We start from the raw sequence: 14836 nt of genomic DNA on the forward strand, positions 1-14836 counted from the left end.
CCTGTGCCGCAATCAGATGGTCAGGTAGCGCAGGATGCGCTCGCGGTCGACGGTCTCGCGGACCTCGCTGTGCACGAATTCGCCTTTCTCGATGATCAGGTAACGGTCGGCCACCGCCATGGCGAACGACAGCACCTGCTCGGAGACGATCAGCGAGAAGCCCCGCTCTTTTTTCAGCAGGTTCAGCGCGCGGGCGATGTCCTTGATGATCGACGGCTGGATGCCTTCGGTGGGTTCGTCGAGGATCAGCACTTTGGGGTTTGAGACCAGTGCCCGGGCGATGGCCAGTTGTTGCTGCTGGCCGCCGGAGAGGTTGCCACCCTTGCGCCGACGCATTTCGAACAGCACCGGAAAGTACTCGTAGATGTAGTCGGGAATCGGCGCGGCAGGGGCGCCCTGCATGCCGGTCAGGATGTTTTCTTCCACACTCAGGTAAGGAAAGATCATCCGCCCCTGAGGCACGAAACCGACTCCGGCAGCGACCCGGTCGTAACTCTTGCGCCCGGTCAGTTCTTCTCCCGCCAGCTTGATGCTGCCGCTGCGCGCGGGGAGCATGCCCACCAGGCTTTTCAGCAAAGTGGTCTTGCCCATGCCGTTGCGGCCCATGATCGCCAGGGATTCGGCAGGCGCCAGATTGAGGTCCAGATTGCGCAGCACGTGGCTGTCGCCGTAATACACGTTGAGATTATTGACAGTCAGCATGCTCAGTGCCCCAGATAGACGTCGATGACGCGAGGATCGTTTTGCACCTGATCCATCGAGCCGTAGGCCAGGGTCTTGCCCTGATGCAGAACGGTGACTTTGTCTGCCACCGATTTCACGAATTCCATGTCGTGCTCGATGATCACCATGGCTCGGCCCTGGGCGATGCGCTTGAGCAGGCCTGCGGTTTTCTCCCGCTCACCGGCGCTCATGCCGGCCACCGGTTCGTCGAGCAACAGCAGTTCGGGGCGTTGCATCAGCAGCATGCCGATCTCCAGCCATTGCTTCTGGCCGTGGGACAACAGTCCGGCCTTGCGCTCCAGCTGATCGCTCAGGAAGATCATCTCGGCGGTCTGTTCGATTTCGGCCTGCAATGCCTTGTCCTTGCGCGCGAACAGGCAGTTGAAGATGCCGCGTTTGTCTGGCGAGGAGATGTCCAGGTTCTCGCGCACGGTCAGGTCCTCATACACCGAAGGATTCTGGAATTTGCGGCCGACCCCGGCGCGGGTGATCTGGTACTCGATCATGTTGGCCAGTTGCAGGTCCTTGAAACGGATGCTCCCTGCACTCGGCCGGGTCTTGCCGCAGATCATGTCCAACAGGGTGGTCTTGCCCGCCCCATTGGGGCCGATCACCACGTGGACCTGGTTTTCCTCGACGTAAAAATTGAGGCTGTCCACGGCCTTGAAGCCGTCAAAGGACACGGTCAGGTCCTCGACACTCAGCAGCATGCCGCTCATGACTGCACCTCCTTTTTGCTCCAGCGTTGCAGCAGACCGGCCAGGCCCGAAGGCAGGAACAGCACCACTCCCATGAACAGGAAGCCGATGAAGTACTGCCAGAAGTTGACGAAGTTTTCCGACAGGTAGGTTTTCGCCACGCCGATCAGCAGCGTGCCGTACACCGCACCCACCAGCGACAGACGCCCGCCGAGGGCTGCGTAGATGACGATTTCAGTGGACGGGATGATGCCCACCAGCGAAGGCGAAGCGAGGCCCACTTGCAGGGTGAACATCACCCCGCCGAGCGCCGAGATCAGCGCGGCGACAGCGAAGATGAAGGCCTTGAACAACGCAGTGTTGTAGCCGGAGAAACGTACCCGGTCTTCACGGTCGCGGATCGCGACCACCACCTTGCCCAGCCGGCTGCGCAGGATGAAGCCGCACAGCGCGACACTGGCCAGCAGCAACACAGTGGTGATCAGGTACAGAATCCACGGCGTCTGCGGGGTTTGCAGGCTCAGGCCGAATGCGGTCTTGAAGTCGGTCAGGCCGTTGACACCGCCGGTGTAGCCTTGCTGACCGATGATCATGATCGACATGATCGCCGCCAGCGACAGGGTGATGATCGAGAAGTAGACCCCGCCCACGCGTTTCTTGAAGTAGGCGTAGCTGAAGACAAAGGCCAGCAGTGTCGGAATGATCAGGATGGCGGCAATGGTGAAGGTCGCTGACTCGAACGGCTTCCACCACCAGGGCAGGGCATCGACGCTGTTCCAGATCATGAAGTCCGGCAGGGCCGAGCCGTAGAAGGCGGCGAGGGCGCTGGCGGCTTCGTCTGTTGCGGTCGCTTCCAGCTTCAGGAACATGGCCATCATGTAGCTGCCCAGGCCGAAGAAAATGCCTTGGCCGAGGCTGAGAATGCCGCCGTAGCCCCAGATCAGCACCATACCCAGCGCGCAGAAGGAGAGGCTCAGGTATTTGCCCGCCAGACCCAGGCGAAAGTCGCCCAGGCTCAGCGGCAACACCACCAGCAGCAGGATCGACAGCCAGATCAGGCTGTGCCGTTCGAGCATCGCCAACAGGCCGCCGCTGAACCAGCGCGGCACACGGTCCGAGGCTTGCGAGCGGGTGAGGGGCTTTTCAGTCATGTCATTCATCTCAGCGTCTCACTTTCGCGGCGAACAGGCCGTTGGGGCGGAAGAACAGCAATACGATGACCACCATCAGCGTGATCGCCTTGGCCATCGAGCCTGTCGTCAGGTACTCCAGCGAGATCTGCGTCTGGCCGATGGCAAACGCGGAAAGGAAGGTGCCGAGCAGACTCTCGACACCGCCGAAGACCACGACGATGAAGGTGTCCACCAGATACTGCTGGCCGCTCACGGGGCCTGTGGAAGCAAGCATCGTGAACGAGCTGCCCGCGATGCCTGCCAGCCCACAGCCCAGGGCGAAGGTCACAGCGTCGACGCGAGCAGTGTTGATCCCGGCCGCACCGGCCATGGCGCGGTTCTGGGTGACGGCGCGAATACGCAGGCCCCAGCGGCTTCGGTAAAGAAACAGGAATACGGCACCGGCAATGACGAAGGTCAAACCGATGATGAAAATCCGGTTCAGCGGCAGCTCCAGACCTTCGCTGATCTTCCAGGCGCCTTGCAGCCATTGCACGGTCGGCACGCTGACTTCCTTGGGCCCGAACACCTGACGAAAGACTTGCTGCAGCACCAGCGACAGGCCCCAGGTCGCCAGCAGGGTGTCCAGCGGACGGTTGTACATGAAACGGATGAAGCAGCGTTCGAGCAGGAAGCCGAAGGCAAAGGTCACCACGAAGGCGACGCCGATGCCGATGATGAAATACCAGCCCATGAACTCGGGAAAGTAACGCTGGAACACCAGCGAGGTGACGTAGGTCATGTACGACCCCATCGCCATCAATTCGCCGTGGGCCATGTTGATCACGCCCATCAGGCCGAAGGCGATGGTCAACCCCAGTGCCATCAGCACCAGCACCGAGAACAGCGAGAACCCGCTGAAGACCTGCATTATCAGAATATCGAGAGTCATTGCGTTGCTACCTGTCGCTGCACAGTGGGTTGATCAGGGCGCGAGACGAATCGCGCCCGACCCTGCATTACAGTTTTGGAAATGGATTGGGCTCGATCGGCGCGGACTCGTAGATCACGTCAACCTGGCCCTGGGCGTTGATGGTGCCGATTCGCGCACGCTTCCACAGGTGGTGGTTGTCCTTGTGCACCTTGATCTCGCCTTCGGGCGCATCGAGGGTCAGTTCAGACGACGCCGCGATCACCGCCGGGACGTCGAAACTGCCGGCTTTCTCGACTGCTTTCTTCCACAGATAAACCGCTGTGTAGGCCGCTGCCATCGGGTCGCCGACCACGCGTTTCTCGCCGTAACGAGCCTTGAAGGCGGCGACGAACTTCTCGTTGACCGGGTTTTTCAGGCTCTGGAAGTAGCTCATGCAGGTCAGGAAACCGGTGAGGTTTTCAGCGCCGATCCCGGTGACTTCTTCTTCGGTTACGGCCAGCGCCATCAGAGTCTGGTTGCTGCTGTCGATGCCTGCGGCTTTCAGCTGTTTGTAGAACGCCACGTTGGAGCCGCCGACGATGGTCGACAGCACGATGTCCGGCTTGGCGGCCTTGATCTTGTTGATCACCGAGGAGAATTCGATGTTGCCCAGCGGCAGGTAATCTTCGCCGACAATCGAGCCGCCTTGCTTGGTGACCGAGGCGCGAGCGAGCTTGTTGGTGGTGCGCGGCCAGATGTAGTCCGAGCCGACCAGATAGACGCTCTTGCCCTTGTTCGCCATCAGCCAGGTGACGGCAGCGAGGGTTTGCTGCGAGGCTTCGGCGCCGGTGTAGATGATGGCCGGGGATTTCTCCAGGCCTTCGTAGAAGGTCGGGTAGTAGAGCAGGCCCTTGTCACGCTCGAATACCGGCAACACCGCCTTGCGCGAGGCCGAGGTGTAGGCGCCGAAAGTGGCGGCGACGTGATCGTTTTCCAGCAGCTTGCGGGCTTTCTCGGCGAAGGTCGGCCAGTCGCTGGCACCGTCTTCGACGATCGGTTCGATGGTCTTGCCGAGCACGCCGCCGCTGGCGTTGATCTCATCGATGGCGAGTTTTTCTGCATCCACCACCGACGCTTCACTCATGGCCATGGTGCCGGTGAGCGAATGGATGATGCCGACTTTTACGGTCTCTGCCGCTTGCACCTGGCTGGCCAGTGAAAACGGCAACAGGCTGAAGGCGCCCAATAGCAGGGCTTGCTTGATCAAACGGCGCTTGTCGTTGTGCATTGCATTTCTCCCCAGGAATAAAAAAAGCCCGACGTCCCGGCTAAATGAATAACCGGGAGGTCAGGCTTCTTGTGCCGAATCTGGCGGGACAACTGTGTCCGATCCAGTCGTACGCGAGGTGTTTCCCTACTTGCCAAGTGGGCGTAGGGCAAACAGCTGGCGCGATGTCTCAGAAGTGTATTAGCAAGGGTGGTGCCAATTGCGGACCTGCACGCAAATGCGCGTTGCCTGGTTATCCAGACTCATTTCTCTGCATTAATTGCACAGCGAAACAGGGCTGCGCCGGTTTGGCGCGAGAGCGGGGCGGACGCACCAAAAGCGTGACGTTTTGCGTGGGTGCGCAGCCGAAGGTTTCCCCGCCCAATTGCCGGCGCAAACCTTGGTGGGGTCGTCGCGGGTCCGCAGGGGCGGCGGCTGGCCCGCTATCTGCATGGCAACAGACCAATACCCTCGCAGGGTCCCTTGTCACACGCCCATTCCCGGCAGGTGTGGAAGGCCCCTCGCATGCCTGGCCTCGACAGCGTTGTCCCGCCAGTTTCAGGCACAAATGCCTGAGAGCCGCCGCTTTACATGCGGACATTCGCTCAATGAATCCTTTGCACAATTCCAGACCCTGACACTTGCCGGGCGTCTCATCTCACGTTGAACAAGGTTGATAGGCATGGTTGACCCAGCGATCCGCATAGGCGGTCTGTTTTCCGACACCGGCGTCACCGCTGCCGCCGAAGGTTCGACGATGCGCGGCGCGCAATTCGCCATCCAACAGATCAACGCCGCCGGTGGCGTAGGGGGCCGGCCGCTGGAGCTGATCACCCGCAATCCCGATTCGACCCCCGCGCTGTACGCCATGCACATCGAGTCACTGATTCGCGAAGAGAACCTGCGCTTCTTCTTCGGTTGCTACACCTCAGCGGCACGCAAGGCTGCGCTACCGGTGGTGGAGCGTTACGACGCATTGCTCATGTACCCGGTGTACTACGAAGGTTTCGAATACTCGCGCAACATCATCTATACCGGCGCCACGCCCAATCACAACGCCGTGCCGCTGGGCAATTACATGCTCGACAACTTTGGCAACCGGGTGTTGATGATTGGCTCCGAATACGTTTACCCCTACGAAACCAACCGCCTGATGAGCGACCTGCTGTACGAGCGCGGTGGCACCAAGCTGGGTGAGTATTACCTGCCACTGAAGAACGCCCGCCCTGAGGACTTCGCCAAACTGATGGTCAAGGCCAGGGAGCTGAAACCCTCGTTCATCTTCTCCACCGTGGTCGGCGAAACCATGGCGCATCTGTATCAGGCCTACGCCGACGCGGGTTTCGACCCGGCGGTAATGCCGATTGCCAGCCTCACCACCAGCGAAACCGACATCAAGCAGATGGGTGTTCATCTGGGCAACGGGCACATTTCGGCGGCGACCTATTTTCAGTCGGTGGACACACCGATCAATCGACAGTGCATCGCCGAGTACCGTGAGTTGTTCGGGCAGGAGCAGGTCACCGATCGTTGTTGGGAGGCCGCATATTTTCAGGTTCACTTGCTGGCCAAGGCGATCGTCAGTGCTGGTAGCACCGAGGTCGAGGATGTATTGCAGGCCATGCGCGGCCTGGAGTTCGAAGCGCCTCAGGGCCGTGTTCGCGTCGATGCGCACAACCATCACACCTATCTGTTTTCGCGAATCGGGCGGGCCAACGCCCAAGGCCAGTTCGACATCCTGTACGAGAGCCAGAGCGCGCTGAAACCCGATCCCTATGCCGTGGCGCCGCGCCTGAATGACTGGACCAGCGCCGCCGGGAGGCCGCTATGACTTTGCGCGCGGCGAAAAAACGCCAACGCAACGACAGCAGCGCAGGCATCAAGGACCTGCGCGACATCAGCGTGCTGGTGGTGCATCCGGACGATGACGACGGCCATAACCTGATCGCGCAACTGCAGCGCATTGGCTGCCAGGTGCGTGTGCAATGGCCGATCCCGGAACGCCTCACTGCCGAGGTCGACGTGATCGTGCTGGCGGTGTCGCCTGAGAGCCTGTCGACCAATACGCCCTGGCTGTTGCACGCGAGCACGCCGCCGATCATTCCGGTGATCGCCTATGAAAACCCGATCATTGTCCAAGCACTGGTGCAGCTCAATGCCTGTTCGGTGATCCCTTCGCCGGTGCGCTCGTTCGGCCTGCTCACGGCACTGGCGCTGACGTTGAGCCAGTCGCGCAAAGCCCGCGAGCGGGAAAAACACGTCAAGCGCCTGGAAGGGCGGATGGCTGTGATGCGCACCGTGCAGCAGGCCAAGATCATCCTGATCGAAACCAAGGGCATGTCGGAAATCGACGCGTACAACGCCTTGCGCGATCAGGCCATGGCCAAGCGCGAACCCGTGGAAAAGATCGCCGAGGCGCTGGTGAAGGCCCACGAGCTGTTTCAACAAGCCTGTTCCTGAGTGTCGGCCCCCGTGGCCTGACCCTCTTCTGCGCGGACGTTTGCCATACGCCCTTGATCGGCAGGTATGGATCACCGCGTGGCGACCGGCGTGGACAACGGAGTCCTCCGGAGCGAACCGTAACCTGCGCATCCGCGCAGTGGGTTCGAGTCAATGACTGCCCGATTGCGGGCGGCCCTTAACCGATATCTGGAGAACGCCATGTCTGTAAAACGCCCAAGCAAAGCCGACTTTCTGATCGCCGCCGAAGACCACGGCTATCACCTGAACGACAGCCAGATGGAGTCCTTTCTCAACCTCGCCGACGAAACCCTCGGCTCTTATGAAGCCATCGACAAACTGTATGCGGCCACCATCGCGCAGCAACCGCCCCTGCGCGAATACAGCAAAGCATCCGATGCCGACAATCTGCACGGCGCCTGGTACGTCAAAACCAACATCGCTGGCGCCGCGCAGGGCCCGCTGGCCGGCAAGACAGTGGTGATCAAGGACAACGTCTCCGTGGCCGGTGTGCCGATGGCCAACGGATCGTTGAGTCTTGACGGTTACGTGCCGTCCGAAGATGCCACGGTGGTCAAGCGCCTGCTAGCGGCCGGTGCAACCGTGGTGGGCAAGTCCGTTTGTGAGGATCTGTGCTTCTCCGGCGCAAGCTTCACCTCCGCCAGCGGCCCGGTGAAAAACCCGTGGGACATGACCCGCAACGCCGGTGGTTCGTCCAGCGGCAGCGCGGTGCTGGTGGCGCTGGAAGAGGTCGACATGGCCATTGGCGGCGACCAGGGCGGCTCGATCCGCATGCCCTCGGCCTGGAGCGGCATCGTCGGTCACAAACCGACCTACGGCCTGGTGCCTTACACCGGCGCGTTCCCCATCGAACGCACCATCGACCACGTTGGCCCGATGGCCAATAACGTGCGCGACGTGGCCCTGATGCTAGACGTCCTCGCGGGCGCCGACGGTCTCGACTCGCGGCAGAAAAACCCTCCGGCCGTGGCTTGCCTGGAAACACTGGACGAGGGGGTCGCGGGTCTGAAAATCGGCCTGTTGCGTGAAGGCTTCGCGATACCCGGTGTTTCCGAAGAACAGGTCGATGCGTTGGTCAAGGCGGCTGCCGCGAAGCTGGAAAGCCTCGGCGCCACCGTGGGTGAAGCCAGTGCGCCCTGGCATTCCGGCGTTGCCCTGGACATGTGGAATGTCATCGCCACCGACGGCGCCGCGTACCAGATGCTGCAAGGCAACGGCTACGGCATGAACGTCGATGGCTATTACGATCCGGACATCATGAGCTATTTCGGCGCCAAGCGTCGTGAGCACGCCGATGCGTTGTCCAGCAGCGTCAAAGCCGTGGCCCTGACCGGGCATTACAGCCTGAAAAACCTGCACGGCGCCTACTACGCCAAGGCGCGGATGCTGGTGCCGGAACTGACTCGCCAATACGACGAAGCCTTCAAGGATTTCGACGTATTGGTGATGCCGACCATGCCCTTCGTGGCGACCCGCCTGACACCGACTGACGCGCCCATCGAGGAGTACGTTCACAGCGCCTTGAACATGCTGACCAACACTGCGCCATTCGACCTCACCGGCCACCCGGCCACTTCGATTCCCGCAGGGCTGGCCGATGGCTTGCCGGTGGCAATGATGATCGTCGCGCCACGCTTCAAAGATGCGCTGGCATTGCGTGTGGCTCAGGCGTACGAGCAGGCGCGGGGCGCGTTCCCCAAACCACCGCGTGACTGAAACCAACCGCTACGGGGCGCCGTCGCGGCCATCGCCGGCGTCTTGCTTTCATCAGGATCAAGGAGCGTTTCATGTTGTTGACTCGATCTGTACGACTGTCTTTGGGCGCCGCGCTGTGTGTGCTGCCGATGCTCGCTTTCGCCCATCCCGGGCATGACGAATCCGGGCTCATGGCCGGGGTCGCCCACCCGCTGACCGGCATGGACCACCTGCTGGCGATGTTTGCGGTAGGGCTGTGGGCGGCGCAACAGAAGGGCGGAGCGCGCTGGATGCTGCCGGCGACGTTTGTCGCCAGCATGTTGCTCGGCGGGTTGCTGGGGTTCGACGGGCTGGCCGTGCCGTATCTGGAAACCGGCATCGCCGCATCCGTACTCGCCTTTGGCCTGTTGGTGGCGGTGGCGGCACGTCTGCCAATAGCGGTGGCCATCGCGACCACGGGGGTGTTCGGTCTGGCCCACGGCATCGCTCATGGCCTGGAACTGCCGGACATGAGCAGCCCGGTCGGTTACGCGATCGGTTTTGTGGCCGCAACTTCAGCGCTCCATGCCACAGGCTATGCACTGGCGCGATGGACGCCTGTCGCCGCAGCATCGCTGATCCGTGTGCTGGGTCTGGTTTCGGCAGGTGCGGGGGTTATGTTGCTGGCGGGGTGATTCACGGCTATCCGCTGTTCTTCATGGCAGAGTTGGGGCGCCGGTGCATCGCGTCTTCACCACGTAGCAGTCCGGCTCTGTGGTGGAGGCGAATGAATGATCGTTCCCACGCTCTGCGTGGGAATGCCGCCGCTGACGCTCTGCGTTCGCTTCAGGTGACGCGGAGCCTCCCAGGATGCATACGCACGCGGGGCGTGAGCACGCTCATGTGGCCTGGTGAACCAGATTCCTGGCAGTTGTGGTGGAGCCAGGCCATGCCACGACCCCGGTCGAATAAATTTGAAATCCACGGCGTCGCTCGCCAGAATCGCGCTCCGATCCGGCCCCAGAGGCCGGGTGTTTTTGGTATGAAGGGGCGGCGGTTGAACGAACACACATTGTCCATGCGCCTGGAGCGTGTGGCAGCGCAGGTGCCGCACGGGGCGCGGCTGGCCGACATCGGTTCGGATCATGCCTATCTGCCCGTGGCGTTGGTGCGCCGAGGGATCGCGGTGGCGGCGGTGGCAGGTGAGGTGGCGGTGACGCCGTTCCACGCGGCGGAGCGCACGGTGCGGGAAAACGATCTGCAGCAACGAATCGTGGTGCGCCTGGCCAATGGTCTGGACGCGATCGAGTCAGCCGACGGCATCACTGCGATCAGCCTGTGCGGCATGGGCGGTGAAACCATCCGCGACATCCTGGATGCCGGCAAAGCGCGGCTGAGCGGGCAGGAGCGCCTGATTCTGCAACCTAATGGCGGCGAGCAGCCGTTGCGCCAATGGCTGATGGAGCATGGCTACCGGATTGGCTATGAAGAAGTGTTGCTGGAAAATCGATTCGACTACGAAATCATCGTCGCCGACTTTGCAGGTTCCGTGACCTATACCCATGAGCAGCTCTACTTCGGCCCGTTGCTGATGCAGGAGCGCAGTTTGGCGTTTGTGGCGAAGTGGCAACGCAGACTGCGCTTGAAACAGCGCACGCTGAATCACTTCAGCAGGGCTTCGCAGAGCGTTTCCGAGGAGAAGGTGCAAGAGTTGATTCGACAGACCCGGTGGATCAGCGAAATCCTCCTCTAAGGGCGGTGTCTGCGCAACCGTCCAGTTGGCTCGCAAAGCCATTAAATATGAAAAGCCTGCCACAGCCGCCCGTTCGGCCCGGGATTATGATCGGGCTTCGTGATGGTGTCTGTGGAGGTGTTTCATGGGCTTTACGATTTGCTACAGCTTTCGGGGAAACCAGCGGGTTCTGGAGTGCCAGGAGGACAACCTCTGCGGGCACGACGCGGTCTATTACGCGCTGCTGCACTCGGGTGCGGAACTGGGCAACATGGTCGGCGGCTGGCAGGGCAGTTATCCCTCGATTGTCGAAGCGGCCGAGCGATCAGGCGTCAGCAATGTGCTGTGGCACAAGTCGCTGACTCAATTGTCTTCCTGATGGTGCGGGGTTGCGCCTGCTGATGACGCGTCCCAGATCATCATGACCTGTTTAATGGCCGCCACAAAGACGGTGTGAGCAACACCGTCTCTGGCCAATGTCGATATCCCCAGCAAAAAACTGTCGAACACCGCCGCGAGTGCGCGGACGTCGGTTTGAGCAGCCAACTCCTTCCTCGCCACCCCACGCTCGACACACGCAATGAACCCGGCACGGGTCCTCGCCCGCGATGCCGTGAGCCCGGCCGTGACCTGCGCATGTTCCTCAGTCGGTGCACTCATGACCCCCAATGCCACCATGCAGCCTTTGGGGTGCGTGCGTTCGCACTGCATTTTCGCCGAGCGCCGCAGCGCCGTTTCGATGGCCGTGCGAGGCGCCAAGTCGGCGTCCCACAGGCATTCGGTGACTTGAGCGAAGGTCTGCAAATAACGTTGCACGGCTTCCTCGAACAGCGCCTCTTTGGAGCCGAAGGCGGCGTAGAAGCTGGGTGCCGAGATGCCGCCGGCGATACCGGCCTTCAACTGGCTCAATGACGTGCATTCATAGCCGTGCTCCCAGAACAGGTGCATCGCCTGTTCGATTGCCTGGTCACGGTCAAAGCTGCGGGGACGGCCCATCTGCGCCATACAAGGATCCTCTCGAAGAACGAGATAGATACTACTCGATACAAAAGTCGTTGACCAAGGTTTTGCGCTCACCCTAGTATCTGTACCAATCGATACTTAAGTGGTGAGGAATTGTGCAGTGAAAACACATGAACAGCTGGGTGAGCGACTACCCCTTGGCGCGTTGCTGGCGCTGGCAATGACCGGTTTTATCTGCATCGTGACCGAAACTCTGCCGGCAGGGCTTTTGCCCGACATTGCCCGAGGCCTGGATGTTTCGGCGTCGCTGGCAGGGCAAATGGTCAGCGTGTATGCCCTGGGGTCGCTGCTGGCCGTCCTTCCCCTGGCTATTGCCACGCAAGGTTGGCGGCGCCGGACCGTGCTGCTGACAACCGTTGTCGGTTTTCTGATCTTCAACTCGATCACCGCCTGGTCTTCCAGCTTTACAGTGATCCTGATTGCCCGGTTCTTCGCCGGGGTTTCAGCAGGGCTTGCCTGGAGCCTGCTTGCCGGTTACGCACGGCGCATGGTTTCTGTGCGGCAACAGGGCAAGGCGCTGGCGATCGCCATGGTCGGCACTCCAGTCGCGCTGTCCCTGGGTGTGCCGTTGGGCACGTGGCTGGGTGGCTTGATCGGGTGGCGAATGGCGTTTGCGTTGATGTCCGCTTTGACCCTGATTCTGATCGTCTGGGTACTGGTCAAGGTGCCTGATTATCCCGGCCAGTCTTCCTCGCAACGAGTGGCGGTTCGCAGCGTGCTGATGACGCCGGGTGTGCGTTCAGTGCTGGGCGTGGTGTTCACCTGGATGCTCGCACACAACATCCTTTATACCTACATCGCGCCGTTCGTGATCGCCTCGGGCCTGACGGAACACGTAGACCTCGTGCTGCTGGTGTTCGGGCTGGCCGCGTTGCTGGGCATCGCAGTGACTGGCCGGCTGGTTGACGCGCACCTGCGCAGCGCCGTGCTCCTGAGCCTGGCAACGTTTGCCGCCGTGTCGGTGCTCTTCGGTCTATTCTCGACCTCGCCAGTGGCGATCTGCGTCGGTGTGTTCATCTGGGGCCTGACCTTCGGCGGCGCCGCGACCTTGTTGCAGACCGCGCTGGCGGATGCCGCGGGCACTGGAGCAGATGTGGCGCTGTCGATGAACGTCGTGGTCTGGAACAGTGCGATCGCGGCAGCGGGGCTCGCGGGAGGCGTGTTGCTGGACCAGATTGGAGTCGGGGCTTTTCCGTGGGTATTGCTGGCGCTGGTGCTGCTGAGCCTGGGCATTGCTTCGAGGGCTCGCCAGAGTGGTTTTCCAGAGGGCGCGCGACAGGGCGGCGCTGCGGTGACCGGACACTGACCTTGTCCTCGGGATGCCGAAACTGGAAAAACACGCCTGGAGCTGCGAGCAGCTCCGGGACGTTTTCGAGCGTTGCGAAGCCGACTTGAGACGCCTTCCAGTTCTGGTGAAATCGCCGAACGAGTCGCTCGGATCATCCGCACGCGGGAGACTGGCTGGTCAGTCTGCCTTGGCCAGCATCGCCAGCAGCAGCACGTTAGCGCCGGCTTCGGCCCAGTGCGGGTGTATGTGTTCGGCTTCGTTGTGGCTCAAGCCATCGACGCAGGGCACGAAAATCATTGAGGTCGGCGCGACCTTGCTCAAGTAACAGGCATCGTGACCTGCCCCCGAAATCATCCGCCGCTGGCTGTAGCCCAGCGTGGCGGCCGCCTGTTCGACGCGTTCGATGCAGTCGCTGTCAAAGGCGATCGGCGCGTACTGGAAGATTTGCTTGAGGTGGTGGGTCAGGCCAATGTGTTCGGCGATGGCCTGGACTTCAGCGCGCAACTGACCGTCGAGCACCCCCAGAACCCCTTCGTCAGGGTGACGAAACTCGACACTGAACAGGGTGCGGCCAGGGACCACATTGCGGGAGTTGGGGAAGACGTTGACCCATCCGACCGTCGCCCGTCCTTCGGCGCCCTGAGCCACGCCCATGGCGTTGACCGCCTCGATCACCCGCGCCATGCCCAGCAGCGCGTCCAGTCGATGATCCATCGGCGTGGTTCCTGCGTGCGCGCTGCGCCCGCCAAGTTCGATTTCGTACCAGCGCTGACCCTGGGCGCCGGTCACCACGCCGATGGTGATGTCCTCGGCCTCCAGAATCGGCCCTTGTTCGATGTGCAGTTCGAACGCGGCATGAATGTCCCGGCCCCCCATGGGTTCGTCACCCGCATAGCCGATGATCTGTAGCGCCTCGCCAAGGGTGATGCCCTGGGCGTCGGTGCGCGACAGGCCGTATTCGAGATCGAACACGCCGGTGTAGACGCCGGACGCGATCATCGCCGGTGCGAAGCGCGAGCCTTCCTCGTTGGTCCAGTTGACCACTTCGACGGCACGTTCAGTCTGAATGTCGTGATCGTTCAGGGTCCGGATCACTTCGAGCCCGGCGAGCACGCCGTAGATGCCGTCGAATTTGCCACCAGCCGGTTGCGAGTCTGCGTGGGAGCCGGTGATGACCGGAGCCAGTTCGTCGTTGCGCCCCGCACGGCGGGCGAACATGTTACCCATGGCGTCGACGCGCAATGTGCAGCCCGCCTCGGTTGCCCAGCGGGCAAACAGGTCGCGGCCCAGACGGTCTTCCTCGGTCAGCGCCAGGCGCGAGACACCACCCTTGGCAGTGCCGCCGATCTGCGCCATTTCCATCAGCGAATCCCAGAGGCGTGTGCCATTGATGCGTGGAGAGGCGCTCATTGCTGTGGCTCCTGATCCTTGACCTTGTAACGGAAGTTGCAGTGACTGGCGCCCTGCATGATGGTCTGTGTGCGCGTCAGTTCGACGTTGGGGGCGTAACCGACAATGAACACTTCATCTCGGTTGCAAGACAGCAGGTGACCGATCTCGCCGAGGCCCATTTCGTGGTACATCTCGGCGTAGCGGCAGCGGTGCACGTCGTAGTCGTAGTGAGTGGCGTCGCTGGCGATGATGTCGACCTTGAGCGCGTCGTCCTTCTCCCACAGTTCCTGAAGCGCGACGAAGCCTTCGAGGGTCGCGCCATTGGGTTCGCGCGAGGCGAAATATTCCCCGGCTTTCACCGCCGCCTGAGAAACGGCTTCGCCGATCACGGCCTGGGCGTTCTGCTTGCCGTAGTCACGCACCAGTATTTCGTAGATCGGTTTGATAATTTCGGCTTCGATTCGCCGCCGGGCCAGGATGCCCAGTTCACCTTCCACAGCGCTCATGTCAGTTCTCCTCGGTTCACGGTCTGA

The 14836-nt window shown here is 61.6% G+C and carries 15 protein-coding genes; 7 read left to right on the forward strand and 8 right to left on the reverse strand.

Features of this window, described 5'->3' with window-relative positions; all coding sequences use genetic code 11:
- Window positions 1-12: 12 nt before the first annotated feature.
- The 5 genes from urtE to urtA form a co-directional block, all read right to left on the reverse strand.
- Window positions 13-702 (reverse strand): urea ABC transporter ATP-binding subunit UrtE, encoded by a 690-nt coding sequence (gene urtE, locus BWR59_RS25820; RefSeq protein ID WP_081568519.1) that lies wholly within the window; start codon window positions 700-702, stop codon window positions 13-15.
- A gap of 2 nt (window positions 703-704) precedes the next feature.
- Window positions 705-1442 carry an urea ABC transporter ATP-binding protein UrtD gene (urtD, locus tag BWR59_RS25825; protein ID WP_081568520.1) on the reverse strand — a complete coding sequence of 246 codons (738 nt, stop codon included), beginning with the start codon at window positions 1440-1442 and terminating at the stop codon, window positions 705-707.
- Entirely contained in the window at window positions 1439-2581 is a 1143-nt protein-coding gene (urtC, locus tag BWR59_RS25830; RefSeq protein ID WP_081568521.1) for an urea ABC transporter permease subunit UrtC, read from the reverse strand. Before urtC ends, urtD begins: the two co-directional genes overlap by 4 nt.
- Window position 2582: 1 nt before the next feature.
- A complete protein-coding gene (gene urtB, locus BWR59_RS25835) occupies window positions 2583-3485 on the reverse strand; it encodes an urea ABC transporter permease subunit UrtB (protein WP_081568522.1) in 903 nt (300 codons plus the stop codon).
- Between the two features lie 67 nt (window positions 3486-3552).
- A complete protein-coding gene (urtA, locus tag BWR59_RS25840; protein WP_081568523.1) occupies window positions 3553-4734 on the reverse strand; it encodes an urea ABC transporter substrate-binding protein in 1182 nt (393 codons plus the stop codon).
- A gap of 661 nt (window positions 4735-5395) precedes the next feature.
- Here urtA and BWR59_RS25845 point away from each other — a divergent pair.
- The 6 genes from BWR59_RS25845 to BWR59_RS25870 all read left to right on the forward strand — a co-directional run bounded on the left by BWR59_RS25845 (window position 5396) and on the right by BWR59_RS25870 (window position 10979).
- Complete coding sequence (locus BWR59_RS25845) at window positions 5396-6544, forward strand: transporter substrate-binding domain-containing protein (protein ID WP_081568524.1); 1149 nt, start codon at window positions 5396-5398, stop codon at window positions 6542-6544.
- The gene (locus BWR59_RS25850) at window positions 6541-7173 is read left to right on the forward strand and encodes an ANTAR domain-containing protein (protein ID WP_081568525.1); all 633 of its coding nucleotides are present in this window, start codon (window positions 6541-6543) and stop codon (window positions 7171-7173) included. Before BWR59_RS25845 ends, BWR59_RS25850 begins: the two co-directional genes overlap by 4 nt.
- Window positions 7174-7374: 201 nt before the next feature.
- Window positions 7375-8910, forward strand: a complete 1536-nt coding sequence (locus tag BWR59_RS25855; RefSeq protein ID WP_081568526.1) for an amidase — start codon at window positions 7375-7377, stop codon at window positions 8908-8910.
- Between the two features lie 71 nt (window positions 8911-8981).
- Window positions 8982-9563 (forward strand): HupE/UreJ family protein, encoded by a 582-nt coding sequence (locus tag BWR59_RS25860; protein ID WP_081568527.1) that lies wholly within the window; start codon window positions 8982-8984, stop codon window positions 9561-9563.
- Window positions 9564-9925: 362 nt separating this feature from the next.
- Window positions 9926-10621, forward strand: coding sequence for a tRNA (adenine(22)-N(1))-methyltransferase TrmK (locus BWR59_RS25865; RefSeq protein ID WP_343287003.1), 696 nt, complete (start codon window positions 9926-9928; stop codon window positions 10619-10621).
- Between the two features lie 124 nt (window positions 10622-10745).
- Window positions 10746-10979 (forward strand): hypothetical protein, encoded by a 234-nt coding sequence (locus BWR59_RS25870; protein ID WP_081568528.1) that lies wholly within the window; start codon window positions 10746-10748, stop codon window positions 10977-10979.
- On the opposite strand, the gene BWR59_RS25875 is transcribed toward BWR59_RS25870, so the two are convergent.
- Window positions 10964-11605 (reverse strand): TetR/AcrR family transcriptional regulator, encoded by a 642-nt coding sequence (locus BWR59_RS25875; RefSeq protein ID WP_081568529.1) that lies wholly within the window; start codon window positions 11603-11605, stop codon window positions 10964-10966. The two genes, BWR59_RS25870 and BWR59_RS25875, sit on opposite strands and share 16 nt — an antisense overlap.
- A gap of 118 nt (window positions 11606-11723) precedes the next feature.
- On the opposite strand from BWR59_RS25875, the gene BWR59_RS25880 reads away from it, so the two are divergent.
- Window positions 11724-12929 (forward strand): MFS transporter, encoded by a 1206-nt coding sequence (locus BWR59_RS25880; RefSeq protein ID WP_081568530.1) that lies wholly within the window; start codon window positions 11724-11726, stop codon window positions 12927-12929.
- A gap of 159 nt (window positions 12930-13088) precedes the next feature.
- Here BWR59_RS25880 and BWR59_RS25885 read toward each other — a convergent pair whose 3' ends face one another.
- On the reverse strand, window positions 13089-14321 hold the full coding sequence (locus BWR59_RS25885) for a Zn-dependent hydrolase (RefSeq protein WP_081568531.1): 1233 nt from the start codon (window positions 14319-14321) through the stop codon (window positions 13089-13091).
- Window positions 14318-14809: an L-2-amino-thiazoline-4-carboxylic acid hydrolase gene (locus tag BWR59_RS25890; protein ID WP_081568532.1), complete on the reverse strand. Its 492-nt coding sequence runs from the start codon at window positions 14807-14809 to the stop codon at window positions 14318-14320. Before BWR59_RS25890 ends, BWR59_RS25885 begins: the two co-directional genes overlap by 4 nt.
- Between the last annotated feature and the right edge of the window lie 27 nt (window positions 14810-14836).

This window comes from Pseudomonas sp. Bc-h, assembly GCF_002080045.1.
In the GTDB taxonomy this organism is placed as follows: Bacteria; Pseudomonadota; Gammaproteobacteria; order Pseudomonadales; family Pseudomonadaceae; genus Aquipseudomonas.

Coding starts and splice junctions, on each gene's coding strand:
- BWR59_RS25855 (WP_081568526.1), top strand. CDS start 7,375: ATGTCTGTAAAACGCCCAAGCAAAGCCGACTTTCTGATCGCCGCCGAA.
- BWR59_RS25885 (WP_081568531.1), bottom strand. CDS start 14,321: ATGAGCGCCTCTCCACGCATCAATGGCACACGCCTCTGGGATTCGCTG.
- urtB (WP_081568522.1), bottom strand. CDS start 3,485: ATGACTCTCGATATTCTGATAATGCAGGTCTTCAGCGGGTTCTCGCTG.
- BWR59_RS25870 (WP_081568528.1), top strand. CDS start 10,746: ATGGGCTTTACGATTTGCTACAGCTTTCGGGGAAACCAGCGGGTTCTG.
- BWR59_RS25860 (WP_081568527.1), top strand. CDS start 8,982: ATGTTGTTGACTCGATCTGTACGACTGTCTTTGGGCGCCGCGCTGTGT.
- urtA (WP_081568523.1), bottom strand. CDS start 4,734: ATGCACAACGACAAGCGCCGTTTGATCAAGCAAGCCCTGCTATTGGGC.
- urtE (WP_081568519.1), bottom strand. CDS start 702: ATGCTGACTGTCAATAATCTCAACGTGTATTACGGCGACAGCCACGTG.
- urtD (WP_081568520.1), bottom strand. CDS start 1,442: ATGAGCGGCATGCTGCTGAGTGTCGAGGACCTGACCGTGTCCTTTGAC.
- BWR59_RS25875 (WP_081568529.1), bottom strand. CDS start 11,605: ATGGCGCAGATGGGCCGTCCCCGCAGCTTTGACCGTGACCAGGCAATC.
- BWR59_RS25845 (WP_081568524.1), top strand. CDS start 5,396: ATGGTTGACCCAGCGATCCGCATAGGCGGTCTGTTTTCCGACACCGGC.
- urtC (WP_081568521.1), bottom strand. CDS start 2,581: ATGAATGACATGACTGAAAAGCCCCTCACCCGCTCGCAAGCCTCGGAC.
- BWR59_RS25890 (WP_081568532.1), bottom strand. CDS start 14,809: ATGAGCGCTGTGGAAGGTGAACTGGGCATCCTGGCCCGGCGGCGAATC.
- BWR59_RS25850 (WP_081568525.1), top strand. CDS start 6,541: ATGACTTTGCGCGCGGCGAAAAAACGCCAACGCAACGACAGCAGCGCA.